Raw genomic sequence first — 18,630 nt, 5'->3', positions numbered from 1 at the left:
GCTTTCCCGCCCCCAAGCCGCTTCATGCTGGACAATTGCCCAAGGGACGCTATGGCGCGCACTCCGCAATTTTGCATGGAGTGGAGTCTTTAGTCATGGGTTACAAGGTCGTCGTCGTCGGTGCCACGGGCAATGTGGGCCGCGAAATGCTGACCATTCTCGCCGAGCGCGAGTTCCCTATTGACGAGATCGCGGCGGTTGCTTCGCCCCGGTCGCAGGGCACCGAAATTGATTTCGGTGACACGGGCAAGACGCTCAAATGCAAGAATATCGAGCATTTCGACTTTTCCGGCTGGGACATCGCACTGTTCGCCGCGGGCTCCGGCCCGACGGCTGAATATGCGCCCAAGGCGGCTGCAGCCGGCTGCGTGGTGATCGACAACAGCTCGCTTTACCGCATGGACCCCGACGTTCCGCTGATCGTGCCCGAGGTGAACCCGGACGCGATCGACGGCTACCGCAAGAAGAACATCATCGCCAATCCCAACTGCTCGACCGCGCAGATGGTCGTGGCGCTCAAGCCCCTGCACGACGCCGCGAAGATCAAGCGGGTCGTCGTCGCCACCTATCAGTCGGTGTCCGGCGCCGGCAAGCAGGGGATGGACGAGTTGTTCGAACAGTCGCGCAACATCTTCGTGGGCGATCCGGCCGAGCCCAAGAAGTTCACCAAGCAGATCGCCTTCAACGTGATCCCGCACATCGACGTCTTCTTGGAGGATGGCTCCACCAAGGAGGAGTGGAAGATGGTTGCGGAAACCAAGAAGATCCTCGATCCCAAGGTGAAGGTCACGGCCACCTGCGTCCGCGTGCCGGTGTTCGTCGGCCATTCCGAAGCGCTGAACATCGAGTTCGAAAACGAGATTTCGGCCAAGGAAGCGCAGGACATCCTGCGTGAAGCGCCGGGCGTCATGCTGGTCGACAAGCGCGAGGATGGCGGGTACGTCACCCCTGTCGAGTGCGTCGGCGATTATGCCACCTTCGTCAGCCGCGTCCGTGAGGATTCGACGATCGACAACGGTCTGAACCTCTGGTGCGTCAGCGACAATCTGCGCAAGGGTGCGGCGCTTAACGCCGTTCAGATCGCAGAACTGCTGGGCCGCCGCCACCTGAAGAAGGGCTAAGTCCTTCCCATGATCTCCGGCGTCGTGGCGATCTGGAACGCCGTTCCAGTCGCGCAGCGCCGGATGATCCTCCTACTGCTCGCGATGGTTGGCCTGGCCAATATCGCCCAGCCTTATCCCGAACTCGCGCCCCTGCAGCATGGCCCCACCGTAGCGTTTGCGTTGTCGGCGCCCTGGCTGTTGCGCCGCTGGCCGCTGTCGAACGGCGCGGTGGCATGCGTGCTGCTCTTCCTGCTGCTGCACACGCTGGGCGGGCGCTATATCTACTCTTATGTGCCCTATGATGATTGGGCCCGGACTGTCTTCGGGCACGGCCTTTCGGAGCGGTTCGGCTGGCGCCGCAACGGCTATGACCGGATGGTTCACTTCGCGTTCGGCCTTCTGCTGACAGCACCGCTAAGTGAAGCCGCGCGGCGCTGGGGCAGCATGCGCGTTGGATGGAGCTTGACCTTCGCCTTTGCCGCGGTAGGGCTTGTGGGCTCGCTCTACGAGATATTCGAATGGCTGCTCTCGGTGCTAGCGGCGGGCCAGACCGCCGACTGGTATAATGGGCAGCAGGGCGACATGTGGGATCCGCAGAAGGACCTCACCGCAGCACAACTTGGCAGCGCCTTGAGCGTCGTCTGGCTTGGCGCCACTCGACACGGCCGTCCGGAGGCCATATCGGCAAAGCGCAATCTTCCCGAGGAGTGACCCGTGACCGACCTGCCGATCGAAAAGCTGGAGATCAAGGGTCTGGGCGGATTGCCAATCGCCGTGCATATCGTGGGCGAAGGCCGCGATCTGGTGCTCATCCACGGCTATTTCTCCAACGCCTGGACCAACTGGATACGCTATGGGCATGCGGCGCTGCTGGTGGAGGCGGGCTTCCGCCTGATCATGCCCGACCTGCGTGGGCACGGAGAGAGCGGCAAGCCTCATGACGCCGCGGCCTACCCGCCCGATGCGCTGACGGAGGATGGGCTGGCGCTGATCGAGCAGCTGGGCCTGACCGACTATGATTTAGGCGGCTATTCGCTGGGTGCTCGGACGACGACGCGAATGCTGGCGCGGGGCGCTACGCCGCGGAGGGTCATCCTGGCGGGAATGGGGCTGCGCGGACTTGTCCAGACGCTCGACAACGGGGGCTATTATCGCAATGTGCTGACCAATCTTGGCACATTCGAGCGCGGCACATCGGAATGGATGACGGAAGCCTTCCTCAAGACCACCAAGGGCGATCCCGTGGCGATGCTCCACATCCTGAACACGTTCGTCGATACCCCGCAAGAGGTGATTGCCGGCTTTAATGAACCGACCGCAGTCATCTGCGGGGCGGACGATCGCGACAATGGCGTGGCGCAGGAACTGGCCGATGTGCTGCCCAACGGGCACTATATCGAGATTCCGGGAAACCATATGAACGCCGTGACGCGCAAGGAACTGGGGCGAGCGATGGTGGAGTTCCTGAGCCCCTGATCCACACTTAACGGAAAGGCGGTTCGTTGAAGGCCCGGAGTTTGCGGCTGTGCAGCTTGGGACCTTCTTCCCGCAGCAGTTCGCAGGTCATGAGGCCAACGCGTAAATGACCCGCTATAGCCTCCTCATAGAAGCGGTTAGCCTGTCCCGGCAGCTTGAGTTCGCCATGGATGGGCTTGTCGGATACGCATAGCAGGGTTCCATAGGGCACGCGGAAGCGGTAGCCCTGTGCCGCGATGGTCGCCGATTCCATATCGATGCCGACGGCGCGCGAGAGGCTGAAACGCAGCGCCGAACTGGAATAGCGCAGTTCCCAATTGCGATCGTCGGTGGTCACCACGGTCCCGGTACGCAGGCGCCGCTTGAAATCCTCCGGGCCACTGCCGCCAAGCACGGCTTCCGCCGCCTTGGCGAGTGCGACCTGCACTTCGGCGATGGCGGGAACCGGGATCTCCGGCGGCAGCATGTCGTCCAGAACCTTGTCGTCGCGCAGATAGGCGTGGGCAAGCACATAGTCGCCGATCCGCTGGCTGGGTCGCAGGCCGCCGCAATGGCCGATCATCAGCCATGCCTCCGGCCGCAGGACCGCCAGATGGTCGCAGATCGTCTTGGCGTTGGCCGGTCCCACCCCGATGTTGACCAGGGTGATGCCGCTGCGGTCAGGCCCGATCAGATGATATCCCGGCATCTGGTGCTTGCGCCACGCACTGTCGGCGATCATGCGCGCGGGGTCGGCCGTCTCCCGTGTTACGTAGACGCCCCCCGCTCCCGAAAGGGCGGTAAACCGCGTGCCCGGCCTTTGCAGTTCGGAACAGGCCCAGGCGACGAACTCATCGACATAGCGATGATAGTTGGTGAAGAGAATGTAGCGCTGCACATGTTCGGGCGGCGTGCCGGTATAATGTTTCAGCCGGGCCAGCGAAAAGTCTGTGCGCAAGCCGTCGAACAGGGCCAGCGGCCGCTCCCCCTGCGCGTCCGGCGTGAAGAGGCCGTCGGCGATCTCATCCCCGATTTCTGCCAGTTCGGTAGCCGGGAAATGGCGTGCAAGTTCGGTTGGAGGCGTGCCGTCGAGAGCGCTGATGTCGAGTCCATCGAGCACATAGGGAAAGGGGATGAGCTGATCGCTGATCCCCGTTTCGACACTCACGCCATAGTCACGGACGAGCAGGTCGATCTGCTCGGCCAGATAATCGCCGAACATGGCCGGCCGGGTGACGGTCGTTACATATTGCCCTGGCTTCGACAGCCGCGCGAAGGAGCGGCCCGGCGGCGGCGCGTCGGTTTCGACGCTATGGGTGATCCGCAGTTCAGGATAGCAGAAACGGCGGTCGATTCGCGCCTCCGGCGGCGGCACGCTGCCGTCGCGGGCATAGGCACGCATCGCCTCACGCAGATTGTCGATGGAAGTGTGGTAGAGTTGGTCGAGTTGCCCGACGATCGCGCTGCCGATGCTTTTTGTCATCGACCCTTGCTACCGCACTTATGTGACGGAAGGAAGATGCGCGCGGCTCTTCAGAGGGCGCGCATCTGCGAGATATTAAAGTTGGCGGAGCATGTAATCAGCGGAAGAGACGTTGAAGTCGCCCGGCGCCTCGACATTCAGTTCGCTCACCACACCATCCTTGACGATCATGGAGAACCGCTGACCCCGCGGACCCATGCCAAACTTGCTGCCGTCCATGGTGAGGCCCACCGCCTTCGCGAAATCGCCATTGCCGTCCGCCAGCATCGTCACTTTGTTGTCCGCGCCAGCGGACTGGCTCCATGCTCCGAGGACAAAAGCGTCATTGACGGCTGTGCACGCGATTTCATCCACGCCCTTGGCCTTCAGCTCCTCAGCCTTGTCGATGAAGCCCGGCAAGTGGCGCGCCGAACAGGTCGGGGTGAAGGCACCCGGTACGGAGAAGAGAGCGACGGTGCGCCCGGCGAAATAATCGTCGGATGCAACCTGCTCCGGGCCATTGGCGGTCATCGTCGTGAAAGTGGTGCTGGGCAAGCGATCGCCCTTGGAAATCGTCATATCTTGTCTCCTGACCTTGGATGGCCGGCAGGTTGTCCCTTCGCTCCTTTCTGTCAAGAGCCGGTGAATCTGTCGCGCCGCCTTGTCCGAGCGACAGCCCGCCATTGGCAAAGGCGTCAAGGCGCGTATATTCACGCTATGGATAAAGCGCGCTCGTACGCCGGTCAGTTCCTGCTTGCCTTGCCGGGCATGGAGGATTTGCGTTTCGATCATTCGGTCATCGCCATGTGCGTGCACGACGAAAATGGCGCCTTGGGGATCGCCGTCAGCGACGAGATCGACGGGGTCGGCCTGCATGATCTGCTTGAAAGCTTCGACATCGATCCCGGCTCTGTTCCCGATGGTCCGGTGCTTCGCGGCGGCCCGGTCGAACCGCGGCGGGGCTTCGTCCTCCACTCGTTGGATTGGAAAGGTCATGACATGGTTGAGGTCGGCGAAGGCTGGGGCCTTTCCGGCTCGGTCGAGATATTGAAGGCCATCGCGGATGGCACCGGACCCAGCCGTTATCTGGTGGCGCTGGGTTATGCCGGCTGGGGTGCGGGACAGCTGGACCAGGAAATGGTCGGCGAAAGCTGGTTCCCGGCTCCCTGTACGGAACAGCTTTTGTTCGATGTTCCTGCGGCGCGAAAATGGTCTGCGGCTTATGCCGCTGTCGGAGTCGATGCGTCCCATCTTGTCAGCGGGGCGGGTTCTGCTTGAAAAGATATGCGCGGAGCGATCATTCCGGTAAGGTAAATATCGGCTCAACCGGCCGTTAATTTCTGCATGGTAACTGAACCGAATGAGGTAAGATCCGATTAATCCTCGCTGTAGAGGATGCGGCAACCTTGGCGAGCGCAGTTTAACCCTCGGGCAATTGGACGGGGGTTCAACTCATGAAGAAATTGATCGCAGCGGCGCTCGCCGCGACGATGTCGCTCGCGCCGGCGAGTGCCGCGACCTGCTGGAAGACGACGGAAGTGGAAGCCGCGCAAATCCGCGACTTCGATATGATGCTGATGGTGTCGGCGCTGCGGTGCCGTTCTACGGGGCATGATTTTCTGGCAAGTTACAACCGCTTCGTGCGGGAGAAGCGGAGCGCGCTGACGCAGGTCAACGACGAACTGCGGGAGCATTTTCGCGTGGCGGTAGGACCCGTTGGAGCGCTGGGCGCCTATGATGATTATGTGACGGGCCTCGCCAATCTCTATGGAGCGGGGGCGGATGGATTGGCCTGCCGCGACCTCAGTTCGATCGCGGATGCTGCCAACGCGCTGCCGGAAAGCCGCGCCGCGATCCTGGAGCTTGCCGACGCTGCGGGCATCACGCCGCACCTGTCCGGCCCGCGATGCGATGTCGTGATGGCGCTGGCGGGCAAGAGCAAGGAAGCCGTTGTGGATGGTGTCGAAGTGGCCGCCCGGACGCCGGGCAACTGACACATAAAGGAAACTTTATATCGAGTTGCCATGACCGGCGGCGGTTGGTAATAGCGCACCCATCGCCGCCGTTTCGCCTCTTCGCGAGCGGCTCCGGCACATTCTAGACCAATGGAGACACGCTCGTGGCTACCGCACCCGCCGCTCAGGCGCAGGATTATGTGATCCGCGACATCAGCCTCGCCGCTTTCGGCCGCAAGGAAATCGAGATCGCCGAAACCGAGATGCCGGGCCTCATGGCCCTGCGCGCCGAATTCGGCGCGTCGCAGCCGCTCAAGGGCGCGCGCATCACCGGTTCACTGCACATGACGATCCAGACCGCCGTGCTGATCGAGACGCTGGCGGAACTGGGCGCGGAAATCCGCTGGGCCTCGTGCAACATCTTCTCGACGCAGGATCACGCGGCCGCCGCCATCGCGCAGCGCGGCATTCCCGTCTTCGCTGTGAAGGGCGAGACGCTGGAAGAATATTGGGATTATGTCATCCGCATCTTCGATTGGGGTGATACGACCTGCAACATGATCTTGGACGATGGCGGCGATGCAACCATGTTCGCGCTGTGGGGCGCGCGCGTCGAGGCGGGGGAAGAGCTTTTCACGCCCGGTAACGAGGAAGAGGAAATCTTCGTCGCGACGCTGAAGCGCTTCCTGGCCGAACGTCCGGGCTACCTCACCACGACCGTCGCCGCCATCAAGGGCGTTTCGGAAGAGACCACCACCGGCGTTCACCGCCTTTATGAACTGGCGAAGAAGGGCAAGCTTCCCTTCCCGGCGATCAACGTCAACGACAGCGTCACCAAGTCGAAGTTCGACAATCTCTATGGCTGCAAGGAATCGCTGGTCGACGCCATCCGCCGCGCCACCGACGTCATGCTGGCCGGCAAGGTCGCCTGCGTCGCGGGCTTCGGGGACGTCGGCAAGGGTTCGGCCGCTTCGCTGCGCAACGGCGGCGCCCGCGTGCTGGTTACCGAGGTCGATCCGATCTGCGCGCTCCAAGCCGCGATGGAAGGCTATGAGGTCGTGACGATGGAAGAGGCCGCGCCGCGCGCCGACATCTTCGTGACCGCGACCGGCAACGAAGCCGTCATCACCGTCGATCACATGCGCGCGATGAAGAATATGGCGATCGTGTCGAACATCGGTCATTTTGACAGCGAGATCGAGATTGCCGGCCTCAGTAACATGAAGTGGACCGAGATCAAGCCGCAGGTCGACGAGGTCGAATTCCCCGATGGCAAGAAGATTATCGTCCTGGCCAAGGGCCGTCTGGTGAATCTCGGCTGCGCCACCGGTCATCCGAGCTTCGTCATGTCGTCCAGCTTCACCAACCAGGTGCTGGCGCAGATCGAACTGTGGACCAAGTCGGATCAGTATAAGAATGAAGTCTATGTGCTGCCCAAGCATCTGGACGAGAAGGTTGCCGCGCTTCACCTCGAAAAGCTGGGGGTCAAGCTTTCCAAGCTGACCCCGAAGCAGGCCGCCTATATAGGCGTTTCGGCTGAAGGGCCGTTCAAGCCGGATCATTACCGCTACTAAGGGCAGGGGAAGGGAGGCGCGGTGCCTCCCTTTTTCATTCGGGCCGATGCGATCCTGTCTTGCCCGGAATAATTCTTTGTATTTGGCCGCTTCACCCTTTGGCCGACTTGGTCTAGTCCGCTGAAGAACGGACCGAGGGGCAAGCACTGGCGATGAGGGTGAAGTAGGGCGCAATGACCGCACTGAGCCCACTTGCCGCCGTCATTCTGGGCGTCGTGCTGGCCGGCTGGCTGGCCGCGGCGGTTTGGGCATTGTCGAGCGGCCAGCGCCGACGCCGCGAGGGCATGCAGGCGCAGGGCAAGCTGGACCGGCTCTCGGCCTTGTTGGCGTCCGCACCCGCTGCTCCGATCGTCATCCATCCAGATGGGCGGATGGAGGCGGCCGACCGGCTCGCCAAATGGCTGGGCAAGGATCGGGTTCCCACCTTCCTCTCCGAACTGACGGCGCCCGATGGCGGGCTTGACGCCGAAGATGCTGCTGCGCTGGCACAGGAAGTCGCCGCAGCGCAGCGCGCCGGCCGCAGCTTCGCGCTGGCGGTGCGCGGGACCGGCTCCACGCGGCTGCTGCTGGTGAGGGGCGCGCCCGCCGGCCCCATTCTGGCGGAAAGCGGCGGCGTGGTGCTGTGGATTTTCGACGCAACGGACAGCCAGGCGGAAATCCAGACGCTCAAGGGCAATGTCGAACAGTTGCGCGAAGCGCTGGAGGCGCTAGCCGGCTTGGTCGAGGCCGCGCCTTTTCCGATGTGGCACCGGACCCCCGACATGCGCCTGGCCCTTGTGAACAGCGCCTATGTTCGTGCGGTCGATGGTGACAGCCCGCGCGAAGTGATCTCCAACGCCACCGAACTCGTCGAGACGGTCGGCGGCCTGACGCCGCAGGCGGCGGCGGGCCAGGCGCTGGAGGAGGGCAGGCCGGTCGAACGAATGGTGCCCGCCACCATCGACGGCGAGCGCCGGACCATGCGCGTCGTCGATGTGCCGCTGGGTGACGCAGGAGTCGCCGGCTTCGCCATGGACCAGAATGAGCTTGAGCAGGCGCGCGTCGAGCATCGCCGGCTGGAGGCAGCACAGCGCGATCTGCTCGACCGGCTTTCCGCTGGCGTCGCGAGGTTTGGATCGGATCGCGCGCTCCGCTTCTGGAACCAGCCCTTCATGAGCCTGTTCGGGCTGGATCAGGATCATCTGGCGGATCATCCCGCCTTCGAACGCGTGCTGGACCGGATGCGGGAAGCACGGCGCCTGCCCGAGCATCGCGACTTCCCCGCCTGGCGTGCCGAACGGCGCGACTGGTTCCTGTCCGCCGACCCTCGCGAGGAAAATTGGCTGCTCGCAGATGGCACGCACTTGCGTGTCTATGCGCAGCCCTTGCCGGACGGCGGTCTGCTGTTGATCTTCGAGGATCGGACGGAGCAGGTGCAACTGTCGAGCGCCCGCGACACGCTGCTGCGGGTCCGGACGGCGACCTTCGACAATCTGTTCGAGTCGATCGGCGTGTTCTCGTCGGACGGGCGGCTGCATCTGTGGAACAGCCGGTTCCGCTCGATCTGGGATGTGTCCGAGGACCTGCTCGCAAAACATCCCCGCATCGATGAACTCATGCGGGCGGTCCAATCACGCCTTGCCAAGCCGCAGCAGGCCAATCTCGTTCGCGAGCTGGTGCGCGCCGCGACGGTGGAGCGCAAGCAGCGCGTCGGCCATGTCGGCTTCGCGGATGGCCGCATTTTCGAATTCGCGGCCATTCCGTTGCCGGACGGCAATGCACTCTTCACCATGCTGGACGTAACCGACAGCCGCCGTGTCGAACAGGTGCTGCGCGATCGCAACGACGCGTTGGAGCAGGCGGACAAGGTGAAGACGGCCTTCGTCACCAATATGAGTTACGAACTGCGCACCCCGCTCACCACTATCGCCGGCTTTGCCGAGATGATGAGCGCTGGCTATGCCGGTGAAATGAGCAGTTCTGCCCAGGAATATGTCGACGGCATCCTGCAAAGCACGAACCGGCTCTCGATGCTGATCGACAATGTCCTCGACCTGACACAAGGCGAGGCGGGCATGCTGCCGATCGACAGGTCGACGGTCGACTTGGCGGCCGAAGCGCGTGACAGCGCCGCGCGGATCAGGGGTGACGCGGCGGCGAAGGGGATCGATCTTGCCATGTCGCTTCAGAACACATTGGGCTCGATCCAGGGTGACAGGCGCCGGATTGGACAGGTGCTGGATCATCTGCTCGAAAATGCGGTGCGCTATTGCAGCCGCGGCGGGCGCGTCCTGCTCCACGGCGACGGCGGACCCGACAATGCGCGCCTCGTCGTCTCCGATAATGGTCCTGGCATCAGCGCGGGCAGGCAAGCTACGATCTTCAATCCCTCTGCCCGCGCGGAACAGGCGCGCAACGGCGGCAAGGCCGGCATCGGGCTGCCGCTCGCGAAACAATTGGTAGAGGCGCATGGCGGCACGCTGGAGCTGGTATCCGAGCCGGGGCAGGGAACGATGATCGTGATCGAGTTGCCCCGTGGCTGATGCGCTGACCGAGCTTCGCGGCGAAGCGGCAATGCTCGAACTTGGCCGCCGAATCGCGGGGGTGGTGCGGATCGGCGACGTGATTGCGCTGGAAGGCGGATTGGGTGCGGGCAAGACGACCCTTGCTCGCGGCATATTGGAGGGGCTCGGGCTGGAGGAAGAAGCGCCCAGCCCAAGCTTCGCCATCGTCCAGCCCTATGACATCCCCGATGTCCGGCTGCCCGTGGCCCATGTCGATCTCTATCGCCTTGAAGGGCCAGAGGAAGTCGAGGAACTCGCGCTGGATGATTATCTGATGGACAGCCTGCTGATCATCGAGTGGCCCGACCGTTTGGGTGAGCGCGCATGGCCCGAAGCGCTGCAACTCCACATCGACATGGTGGAGGACGGCGCACGACGCTTGACAGCACGCGTGCCGGACGCTTGGACGGAGCGATGGTCACAGATATGATCCCGCCCGCCGCTGCTCCTGCATTCCTCGCACGAGCGGGATGGGAACATGCGGCGATCGTCCCGCTGGCCGGCGACGCCTCCTTTCGCCGCTACTTCCGCGTGCTGGATGGCGCGCGCCGCGCCGTGCTGATGGACGCGCCGCCGCCGCATGAGGATCCCCGGCCCTTTATCGCCATCGCCGAACATCTGGTCGGCCAGGGCTTTGCCGCCCCCCGCATCTTCGCGCAGGATCTCGCGGAAGGACTGGTGCTGCTGGAGGATTTTGGCGACCTGCGCGTCAAGGAGCATCTGGAAGCCTCGCCTGCGGCCGAGGTCGAGGTCTATACCCGCGCGGTCGATCTGCTGGCGGCGCTGCATCGCCTGCCCGCCGCCGACGTGCCGGCCTATGACCGGGATGTTTACCAACGCGAGGCGGGACTGGTGACCGAATGGTATTGCCCCGCTATCGACCTCAGCGTGGATGAGGCGGCCTATGTCCGGGCATGGGACGCGGTGCTGCCGATCGTGGAACGGTCGGCCAGCCCGGTTGTGACGGTGCTGCGCGACTATCATGCCGAAAATATCATGCTGGTGGACGAGGCGGTTTCGCACGGGTTGGGCTTGCTCGACTTTCAGGACGCGCTGGCGGGGCACCCGGCCTATGATCTAGTGTCGCTGTTGCAGGATGCGCGCCGCGACGTGCCGCCGGCTCTCGAAGCGGCGATGCTGGCCCATTATCGATCCATCGCCCGCCCGCCGGCCGACTTCGACGCAACCTATGCCGTGCTCGGCGCGCAGCGCAATGCGAAGATCATCGGTATCTTCACGCGGCTCTGGAAGCGCGACGGGAAGCCGCGCTATTTATCCTTCCTGCCGAGAATGTGGGACTTGCTGGAGCGCGACCTCGCCCATCCGGCGCTTGCGCCGGTCGCCGACTGGTTCGCCACGAACATTCCCGCCGACAAGCGTCACGACGCCCTGCAGGACATCGTCGCCGCATGATCGACACTGCGATGCTGATGGCCGCAGGACTGGGCAAGCGAATGCGCCCGCTCACGGCCACCCGTCCCAAGCCGCTGGTCAAGGTCGCCGGCAAGCCACTGATGGACCATGCGCTGGATCGGCTGGCGGCAGGTGGCATCACCAAGGTCGTCGTTAACGTCCACTATCTTGCCGACACGGTGGAGGCGCACCTGCGCTCGCACTGCAACGGCATGACCGTGGCAATCTCCGACGAGCGGAAGAAATTGCTGGAGACAGGCGGCGGCCTGATCCACGCCCGCCAGCAGCTTGGCGACGCCCCCTTCTTCTGCGCGAACAGCGACAATCTCTGGATCGATGGCCCGCAGGAAACGCTGAGCATGATGCGGAAGATCTGGGACGCGGAGCGCATGGATGCGCTGCTGCTGCTGGTGCCGCTCGCCCGTGCGAACTGCCACAAGGGGCCGGGCGATTTCCATATGGATGCGCAGGGCAGGTTGAGCCGGCGCAAGACGTCGCATGTCGCGCCCTTCGTTTTCACCGGGGTCCAGATCATGTCACCCCGGCTGCTGGTCGATCCGCCATCGGACGTATTTTCGACCAACATCTTCTGGAACCGGGCGATAGAGGCGGGGCGCCTCTATGGCGTGTCGCATCAGGGACTCTGGTTCGACGTGGGCACGCCGCAGGCGATCCCGGTTGTGGAGTCGATGCTGGCCCATGGGTGATCGCACCCGGCCCGCTCTCTATAATATCCCCGCGCACCGCGCCTTTTCTGACGCGCTGGTAGCCGGCATCCTCGCGCAGCATGGCAGCAGTCCGACGGGGTTGGCGCGGGGAATGATCCTGCTTCCCAGCAATCGCGCCGTCCGCGCGGTCAGCGAAGCCTTTGTCCGGAAGTCCGATGGGGGCTTGCTGCTGCCCCGGCTGGTGACGATCGGCGATCCGGATTCGGGCGAGCAGGTCGGCGGTGCCCTCGATCCATTAGGCGATGGTGACTCGGTTCCTCCGGCCATCGCTCCCATACGGCGGCAGATGATCCTTGCCCGCTTGGTTCAGGAAGCGTCCCGCCAGCCAATGGATGCGGGACAGGCGTTGCAGCTTGGACATGCTTTGGGCACGGTGCTCGACCAAATTCAGGTCGAGCGGCTATCCGTCTCCGCCCTGGCCGATCTGACGCTGTCGGATGAACTTTCCCGGCACTGGCAAAGCTCGCTCCAGCTCTTTTCCGTGTTGCTGGAGCGTTGGCCGCAGGAACTCGCGCGACTGAACTGCATCGATCTGGCCGATCGGCGCAACCGGCTGCTCGATCGGGTTGCCACGCGCTGGGCGAAGGAGCCGCCTGCCGCCGATTTCGTGATCGCGGCAGGTGTTTCCACCACGGCTCCGGCCGTGGCCGCGCTCTTGCGGCGCATATCGGTGCTGGCCAAGGGCGCGGTCGTCTTCGCCGGCCTCGACCATGAAATGGATGAAGAGGCCTGGGACGCGATCGGTCCGTTCGAGCCCGATCCTGTGACCGGGCGCGCTCCCGCCGGCCATGAAACACACCCGCAATATGCGCTGAAGCTGCTGCTCCACCGCATGAGCGCGACGCGGGACGACGTCGCTCAGTGGCGCTGGGGCAGCGAGCATGACGCGCGGGCGGTGCGGGGGCGCAACATCTCGAACGCCATGCTGCCGCCGCGCCTCACCAGCCGCTGGCGCGACCTGAAGACGGCGGATCGCTCGCTGGCGGGCGTGGAAGCGCTGGAGGTCGCCACCTCGGCGGAGGAGGCGCAGTCGATCGCTATCGCTCTGCGTGAAGCGATCGAAGCGCCTGGCAGGACCGCGGCGCTGGTGACGCCGGATCGTCAGCTCGCCGTCCGCGTGTCCGCTCACCTGAAGCGCTGGGGGATAGAAGCCGACGATTCGGCGGGTTTGGTGCTGTCGCGCATGCCCTCGGGTACCTTGCTGATCGCGATGGCGGAGGCTGTGGCCGAGCGCTTTGCTCCGGTCGCTCTGCTCACCTTGCTCAAGCATCCGCTGGTCATGCGCGGCGATATGCGCCTGCCATGGCTCGACGGCGTGCGCGCGCTCGACCTGCTCCTGCGCGGCCCGCGCCCGCAGGCGGGGCTTATCGGCATCGACCTGCTGCTCGCCGAGAGGGACGGGGAGGATCGCCAACGAGCGTTGCGCGCCCGCGTGCGGGAATGGTGGCCGCAAGCGCGCGCCCTGTTGGCGCCGCTGGAGCAAGCCTTTGTCGAGGCGCCGTCACTCGCCGCGCAGCTTGCCGCCATTCGCGAACAAGCCGGGCGACTGTCGCTTGATGCCGTCTGGGCGGGCTATCAGGGCCATGCCGCCGGCGACCTGTTCGCGGACATGGAAGCAGCGGCGGAAGATGGCCCGCGCCAGGCGGATATCCGCGCTCTGCCGGCGCTGCTCGACCATCTGCTGGGCGGTGTTTCAGTCCGTCCGCCGCAGGGTGGCCACCCGCGCGTGTCGATCCTCGGCCTGATCGAGGCGCGGCTGGTTCAGGCCGACCTGATGATCCTGGGTGGCCTCAACGAAGGGAGCTGGCCCGGCCTTCCCGCGCCTGATCCATGGCTCGCCCCACGGATCAGGCGCGAATTGGGTCTGCCGGGGCTCGAAAGCCGCATCGGCCTTGCCGCGCATGACTTTGCGAGCGCCCTGGGTGCTCCCCAGGTGTTGATCACGCGCGCGCGGCGCGGTTCGGGTGGGCCAGCGGTCGCCTCACGCTTCTGGCTGCGGCTGAAGGCGATGGCGGGGCCGCAATGGAAAACGGCCGACCGTTACGCCGCGATGGCGCGTGCGCTCGACCATCCTGCTGCCCATCGGCCTTCCAGCCGACCTGCACCTGTTCCGCCCGTTGCGGTTCGGCCGCGCGTTATCCCGGTCACTGACGTCGATCGTCTCAAGGCTGACCCCTATGCTTTTTACGCCCGCCGCATCCTCCGCCTCGCGCGGCTCGATCCCGTCGACGCGGACGCTGGCCCGGCTTGGCGTGGGACGGCGGTGCACGAGATTCTCCAACATTGGGCCGAAGCCGGAGCTTACGACCCGGCCGATCTGGAAGCGCGCGCGCTGGCGATGTTCGAACGCCCGGAAGTGCATCCGCTGCTGAAGGCGCTCTGGCAGCCGCGCCTGATGGAAGCCGTGCGCTGGATCGCGGAGCAGGTCACGGCTGACTTGGCGTCCGGGCGCAGCATATTGGCGGTCGAAAGCGAAGGGCGCGCGGAGATTGCAGGAGTCACACTCACCGGCAAGGCGGATAGGCTGGACAGGATGCCGGACGGAAGCATCGGCATAGTGGACTATAAGACCGGCAAGCCGCCGAGCGCGCGGCAGGTTCGGGCAGGATTTGCGCTTCAGCTCGGGCTTTTGGGATTGATCGCCGAGCATGGCGGATTCGCCGGTATCCCGGACAAATGCGTTGCCGGAAGCTTCGAATATTGGTCGCTCGCCAAGAGCGGCGACGCGTTCGGCTATCGCGAGAGCCCGGTCGATCCGATGGGTGCCCGAAAGAAGATCATTACGGCGGACTTCACCTCGCATGTCCATGCGCGGTTTGAGGAGGTTGCGGCATCTTTCCTCACCGGATCGGCGCCCTTCGATGCGCAGGTCAATCCGGAGGTCGCCAACTATGGTGATTATGACCAACTGATGCGGCTGGAGGAATGGTATGGCCGCGATGGGTGACAAGACCAGGGCCTTGCAACCGCTGGCAGGCGCGCAGGCGCAGGCGGCCGCCCCCGATGCGCATGTCTGGCTGTCGGCGTCAGCTGGCACGGGCAAGACCCATGTGCTGACCGCGCGGGTTTTTCGCCTGCTCCTGCAAGGCGTGCGTCCGGAAAATATCCTGTGCCTGACCTTCACCAAGGCGGGGGCCGCGGAAATGGCGGACCGTATCCATGAGCGGCTCGCCGCCTGGGTGCAAATGGAGGAGACGGACCTTTTCCAGGATTTGGAGGCGCTGGGCGAAGATGCGGGGCCAGAGGCGCGTGCGCGTGCGCGTCGTCTGTTCGCCGAGGTGCTCGAATCGACAGGCGGGGGCCTGCGCATCCAGACCATCCATGGCTTCTGCCAGCAGCTCCTGACCGCCTTTCCGCTCGAAGCCGATCTGTCGCCGGGCTTCCGGCCGCTCGATCAACGCGAGCAGGGCACGCTCGCCCGGCAGACGCTCGCCGATCTGGTGGTGCGTGCGCAGGAGCAGCAGGACGAAGCCCTCATGCATGGGCTTCAGGCGCTTAGTCTGAGGCTGGGAGAGGGGGGTGCCGAGAATTTCCTGCTGCGCTGCGCCGCGCGGCTCGAAGCGCTGAACGCACTTCCAGAGGATGTCGGCCCCTGGCTGTTCGCTCAGCTGGAATTGCCCGAGGGCGATATTGCCGCCCATCTCGCCGCAGCGTGCAGTGATGATAGTTTCGATCATCGGACATTGGCGTGGATCGCGCAGGCCAACGCCGATTGGGGAACTGGCCGTGCGCTTGACCGCTGCGATCTGATAGCGCGGTGGCGTGGCCTGGAAGCAGCGCAGCGGGCGGCAGGCTTGCGCGACCTGCACGGGGCCTGGGCCAAGAAGGACGGCGACCTGATCTCTGCCAAGGGGTGGGTGCCGCCCGTCGACGGCTATCTCGACGCGGCTACGCGCCTCCATAGCCGCTGTGCCGAACTGATCGATCTTCAGCTGCGGGCGGACTATGCCTGCCTGCTCGCCAAGGCGCTTGAGGCTGGCCGCGCCTATGCTCGCGCCTATGCAGAGGCGAAACAGCTGGCGGGCGTGGTCGACTTTGACGACCTGATCGCATCGACCGCCAAATTGCTGTCGCAGCCCGGGATCGCCGAATGGATCCGCTACAAGCTCGACCAGCGCATCGACCATATTTTGGTCGACGAAGCACAGGACACGAACGCCGACCAATGGCGCATCGTCAGGGCCATCGCCGAAGAATTCTTCACAGCCGAGCGGGAGATTGGCGAGAAGGTTCGGACCATCTTCACGGTCGGTGACTTCAAACAGGCGATCTTCGGCTTCCAGGGCACCAGCCCGCAAAATTTCGCCGCCGCCCAGATCCTCTTCGAGCGGGATGCCCGGAATGCGGAGCACCCATTCCACGACCTGTCTCTCGATCGCAGCTTCCGCTCGACGCCTGCGGTGCTGGAGGTGGTCGATCGCACCATCGCGACCCTGCGCGCCGAGAGCCTCGGGCTCGATCCGGTGGAAGTGCGCCACGTCAGCGCCAATCGCTTCCCCGGCGAAGTGCTGCTGTGGAAACCCGTCATCGCCGGCCTCTCCGATGAAGCGGAAGGCGAGGAGGATTGGGTGGCCGATCAGGAGCGCGTGCTCGCGCAGAATATCGCGCGGCAGATCAAGCAGTGGATCGACGATGGGGTGACGCTGGAAAGCCGGGGCAGGCCGGTTACGGCGGGCGACATCATGATCCTCGTCCGCCGCCGCAGCGAACTCGCCCGGCTGATCGTGGCCCGCCTCTATGAGGAGCAGGTCGCCGTCGCGGGCATCGACCGGCTTCGCCTGAACGCGCCGCTCGCAGTCCGGGATCTTCTCTCCGCCTTGCGCTTCGCGGTGCAGCCCGATGATGAGTTGAACCTTGCCTCGCTGCTGGTGTCGCCATTGATCGGCTGGACGCAGGAGGAACTGATGCAGCGCCTGCTGGGGCGCCGGGTCGGGCTGTGGCAGCATCTCGGGCAGACGCTGGATGAAGAGCTGCTGCAACCGCTGCGGTCGCTGCTGGGCCAGGCGGATCTGACGACGCCTTATCGCTATCTGGAATCCATCTTGTCCGGGCCGATGGAGGGTCGGCGCCGGCTGATCGAGAGGCTGGGCACCGAGGCCGCCGATCCGATCGAGGAACTGCTGAACGCCGCACTCGCGTTCGAAAGCGATGATCACCCGTCGCTGCAGCGCTTTATCGATTGGTTCGACCGGGGCGAGGTGGAGATCGTGCGCGACGCGGCGGCGAAGGGCGACTCGCTTCGCTTGCTGACCGTCCACGGTGCCAAGGGGCTGCAGGCGCCAGTCGTCATCCTGGCTGACGCCTGCCTTGATCCCGACGCGGGTAGCCGCATGGATGGGCTGGAATGGAGCGGTCTGCCCATCATCGCGCCGCGAAAGGCCGAACGCACAGGTCCGATCGGCAAGGTCGCCGAGGAGGCCAGCGCCATCGAACGGGAGGAGCATTGGCGGCTGCTCTATGTCGCGCTGACCCGGGCGGAGGAAAAGCTGATCGTCGCGGGCTCCCTTGGCCCCCGCGCAAAGGGGGAGGTCAAGCCGCAAAGCTGGTATGCGGCGGTCGAGGGCGCGCTGGTCTCACTGGGTGCCGAGTGGGAAGCCGATCCGCTCTGGGGCGCACGCCGCCGTTGGCAGGGAACGGAGATACTGCCCCCCAAAATGGCGGCGCAGCAAGGCGGGGCCGAGCAGCGGACACCGTTTGCCGAACCCAATTGGCTGCGCAAGCCTGCTCCCGCCGAAGCGCGGCCGCCCCGCCCGCTCGCCCCCTCAGCACCGGTCGAGGACGACGTACCGCATCCGCCTCCTACCCCCGCGATGAGGGACGCGGCAGAGCGCGGGCGTTGGCTCCACATCTTGTTCGAGCGCCTCGCTGACGTGCCGGCGGAGAGCCGTCGCGGCCGGGCCGATCTCTGGCTTCGGCAGCAGGGCGTGGAAGACGGCGCGCGACGAAACGAGGTCATCGACCAGGCGCTGCGCGTCATAGAGGCTCCCCAGTTCGCCGACCTGTTCGGTCCCGATGCACTCGCCGAAGCGCCCATTGCCGCGGTCGTCGGAGAGTCGGTGGTCGCAGGAACCGTCGACCGCCTGTTGGTGAATGCCGACCGGGTCCAGATCGTCGATTTCAAGACCGGGCGGATGACGCCGCTGACCTTTGCAGACGTTCCCGTCGCTCACCTGCGCCAGATGGCCGCCTATCACGCTGCCCTCGCGGTCATCTTCCCCGGACGGGTCATCGAGGCCGCGCTGCTTTACACTTCCGCGCCGCGGCTGATCACGCTGCCGGCCGAACTTCTTGCGGCGCACAAGCCGGGCTATGGGACTGAACAGGAGAATTTACCTGGTCCGGCCGTTGAGCCCGATGCGATGCGGCCCTAGATAACCCTCCAATTGAAGGAGACAAA

Annotated in this window: 14 protein-coding genes; 12 read left to right on the top strand and 2 right to left on the bottom strand. The window is 64.7% G+C overall.

Features of this window, described 5'->3' with window-relative positions; all coding sequences use genetic code 11:
• Positions 1 to 95: 95 nt before the first annotated feature.
• The 3 genes from L858_RS0110965 to L858_RS0110955 are packed head-to-tail and all read left to right on the top strand — an operon-like array spanning position 96 to position 2,579.
• On the top strand, positions 96 to 1,121 hold the full coding sequence (locus L858_RS0110965; RefSeq protein ID WP_022683198.1) for an aspartate-semialdehyde dehydrogenase: 1,026 nt from the start codon (positions 96 to 98) through the stop codon (positions 1,119 to 1,121).
• Positions 1,122 to 1,130: 9 nt separating this feature from the next.
• The gene (locus L858_RS0110960; RefSeq protein WP_022683197.1) at positions 1,131 to 1,814 is read left to right on the top strand and encodes a DUF2238 domain-containing protein; all 684 of its coding nucleotides are present in this window, start codon (positions 1,131 to 1,133) and stop codon (positions 1,812 to 1,814) included.
• Positions 1,815 to 1,817: 3 nt separating this feature from the next.
• Positions 1,818 to 2,579 carry an alpha/beta fold hydrolase gene (locus L858_RS0110955; RefSeq protein ID WP_022683196.1) on the top strand — a complete coding sequence of 254 codons (762 nt, stop codon included), beginning with the start codon at positions 1,818 to 1,820 and terminating at the stop codon, positions 2,577 to 2,579.
• A 7-nt stretch (positions 2,580 to 2,586) separates the two neighbouring features.
• On the opposite strand, the gene L858_RS0110950 is transcribed toward L858_RS0110955, so the two are convergent.
• Both L858_RS0110950 and L858_RS0110945 read right to left on the bottom strand, forming a co-directional pair.
• Positions 2,587 to 4,041 (bottom strand): AMP nucleosidase, encoded by a 1,455-nt coding sequence (locus tag L858_RS0110950; protein WP_022683195.1) that lies wholly within the window; start codon positions 4,039 to 4,041, stop codon positions 2,587 to 2,589.
• Between the two features lie 75 nt (positions 4,042 to 4,116).
• Positions 4,117 to 4,599 carry a peroxiredoxin gene (locus tag L858_RS0110945; protein ID WP_022683194.1) on the bottom strand — a complete coding sequence of 161 codons (483 nt, stop codon included), beginning with the start codon at positions 4,597 to 4,599 and terminating at the stop codon, positions 4,117 to 4,119.
• Between the two features lie 138 nt (positions 4,600 to 4,737).
• Between L858_RS0110945 and L858_RS0110940 the strand changes: the two genes are divergently transcribed.
• From L858_RS0110940 to addA, 9 genes are all read left to right on the top strand, one after another.
• On the top strand, positions 4,738 to 5,298 hold the full coding sequence (locus L858_RS0110940; protein ID WP_022683193.1) for a YqgE/AlgH family protein: 561 nt from the start codon (positions 4,738 to 4,740) through the stop codon (positions 5,296 to 5,298).
• Positions 5,299 to 5,474: 176 nt separating this feature from the next.
• Complete coding sequence (locus tag L858_RS0110935) at positions 5,475 to 6,014, top strand: hypothetical protein (RefSeq protein ID WP_022683192.1); 540 nt, start codon at positions 5,475 to 5,477, stop codon at positions 6,012 to 6,014.
• 125 nt (positions 6,015 to 6,139) lie between these two features.
• Positions 6,140 to 7,549 carry an adenosylhomocysteinase gene (gene ahcY / locus L858_RS0110930; RefSeq protein ID WP_022683191.1) on the top strand — a complete coding sequence of 470 codons (1,410 nt, stop codon included), beginning with the start codon at positions 6,140 to 6,142 and terminating at the stop codon, positions 7,547 to 7,549.
• Positions 7,550 to 7,722: 173 nt separating this feature from the next.
• On the top strand, positions 7,723 to 10,071 hold the full coding sequence (locus tag L858_RS0110925; protein WP_022683190.1) for a sensor histidine kinase: 2,349 nt from the start codon (positions 7,723 to 7,725) through the stop codon (positions 10,069 to 10,071).
• Positions 10,064 to 10,522 (top strand): tRNA (adenosine(37)-N6)-threonylcarbamoyltransferase complex ATPase subunit type 1 TsaE, encoded by a 459-nt coding sequence (gene tsaE / locus L858_RS0110920; protein ID WP_022683189.1) that lies wholly within the window; start codon positions 10,064 to 10,066, stop codon positions 10,520 to 10,522. The genes L858_RS0110925 and tsaE overlap by 8 nt, the downstream gene beginning before the upstream one ends.
• On the top strand, positions 10,519 to 11,505 hold the full coding sequence (locus L858_RS0110915; RefSeq protein WP_022683188.1) for an aminoglycoside phosphotransferase family protein: 987 nt from the start codon (positions 10,519 to 10,521) through the stop codon (positions 11,503 to 11,505). The genes tsaE and L858_RS0110915 overlap by 4 nt, the downstream gene beginning before the upstream one ends.
• Positions 11,502 to 12,212: a nucleotidyltransferase family protein gene (locus L858_RS0110910; protein WP_022683187.1), complete on the top strand. Its 711-nt coding sequence runs from the start codon at positions 11,502 to 11,504 to the stop codon at positions 12,210 to 12,212. Before L858_RS0110915 ends, L858_RS0110910 begins: the two co-directional genes overlap by 4 nt.
• On the top strand, positions 12,205 to 15,180 hold the full coding sequence (addB, locus tag L858_RS0110905) for a double-strand break repair protein AddB (RefSeq protein ID WP_022683186.1): 2,976 nt from the start codon (positions 12,205 to 12,207) through the stop codon (positions 15,178 to 15,180). Before L858_RS0110910 ends, addB begins: the two co-directional genes overlap by 8 nt.
• A complete protein-coding gene (addA, locus tag L858_RS0110900) occupies positions 15,164 to 18,604 on the top strand; it encodes a double-strand break repair helicase AddA (protein ID WP_022683185.1) in 3,441 nt (1,146 codons plus the stop codon). The genes addB and addA overlap by 17 nt, the downstream gene beginning before the upstream one ends.
• Positions 18,605 to 18,630 lie beyond the last annotated feature (26 nt).

The sequence above is a fragment of the Sphingobium bisphenolivorans genome, from assembly GCF_000412635.1.
Taxonomy (GTDB): domain Bacteria; phylum Pseudomonadota; class Alphaproteobacteria; order Sphingomonadales; family Sphingomonadaceae; genus Sphingobium; species Sphingobium bisphenolivorans.
The sequence above is the reverse complement of the archived record's forward strand: the minus strand, read 5'-3'. Positions and strand labels throughout refer to the sequence as shown.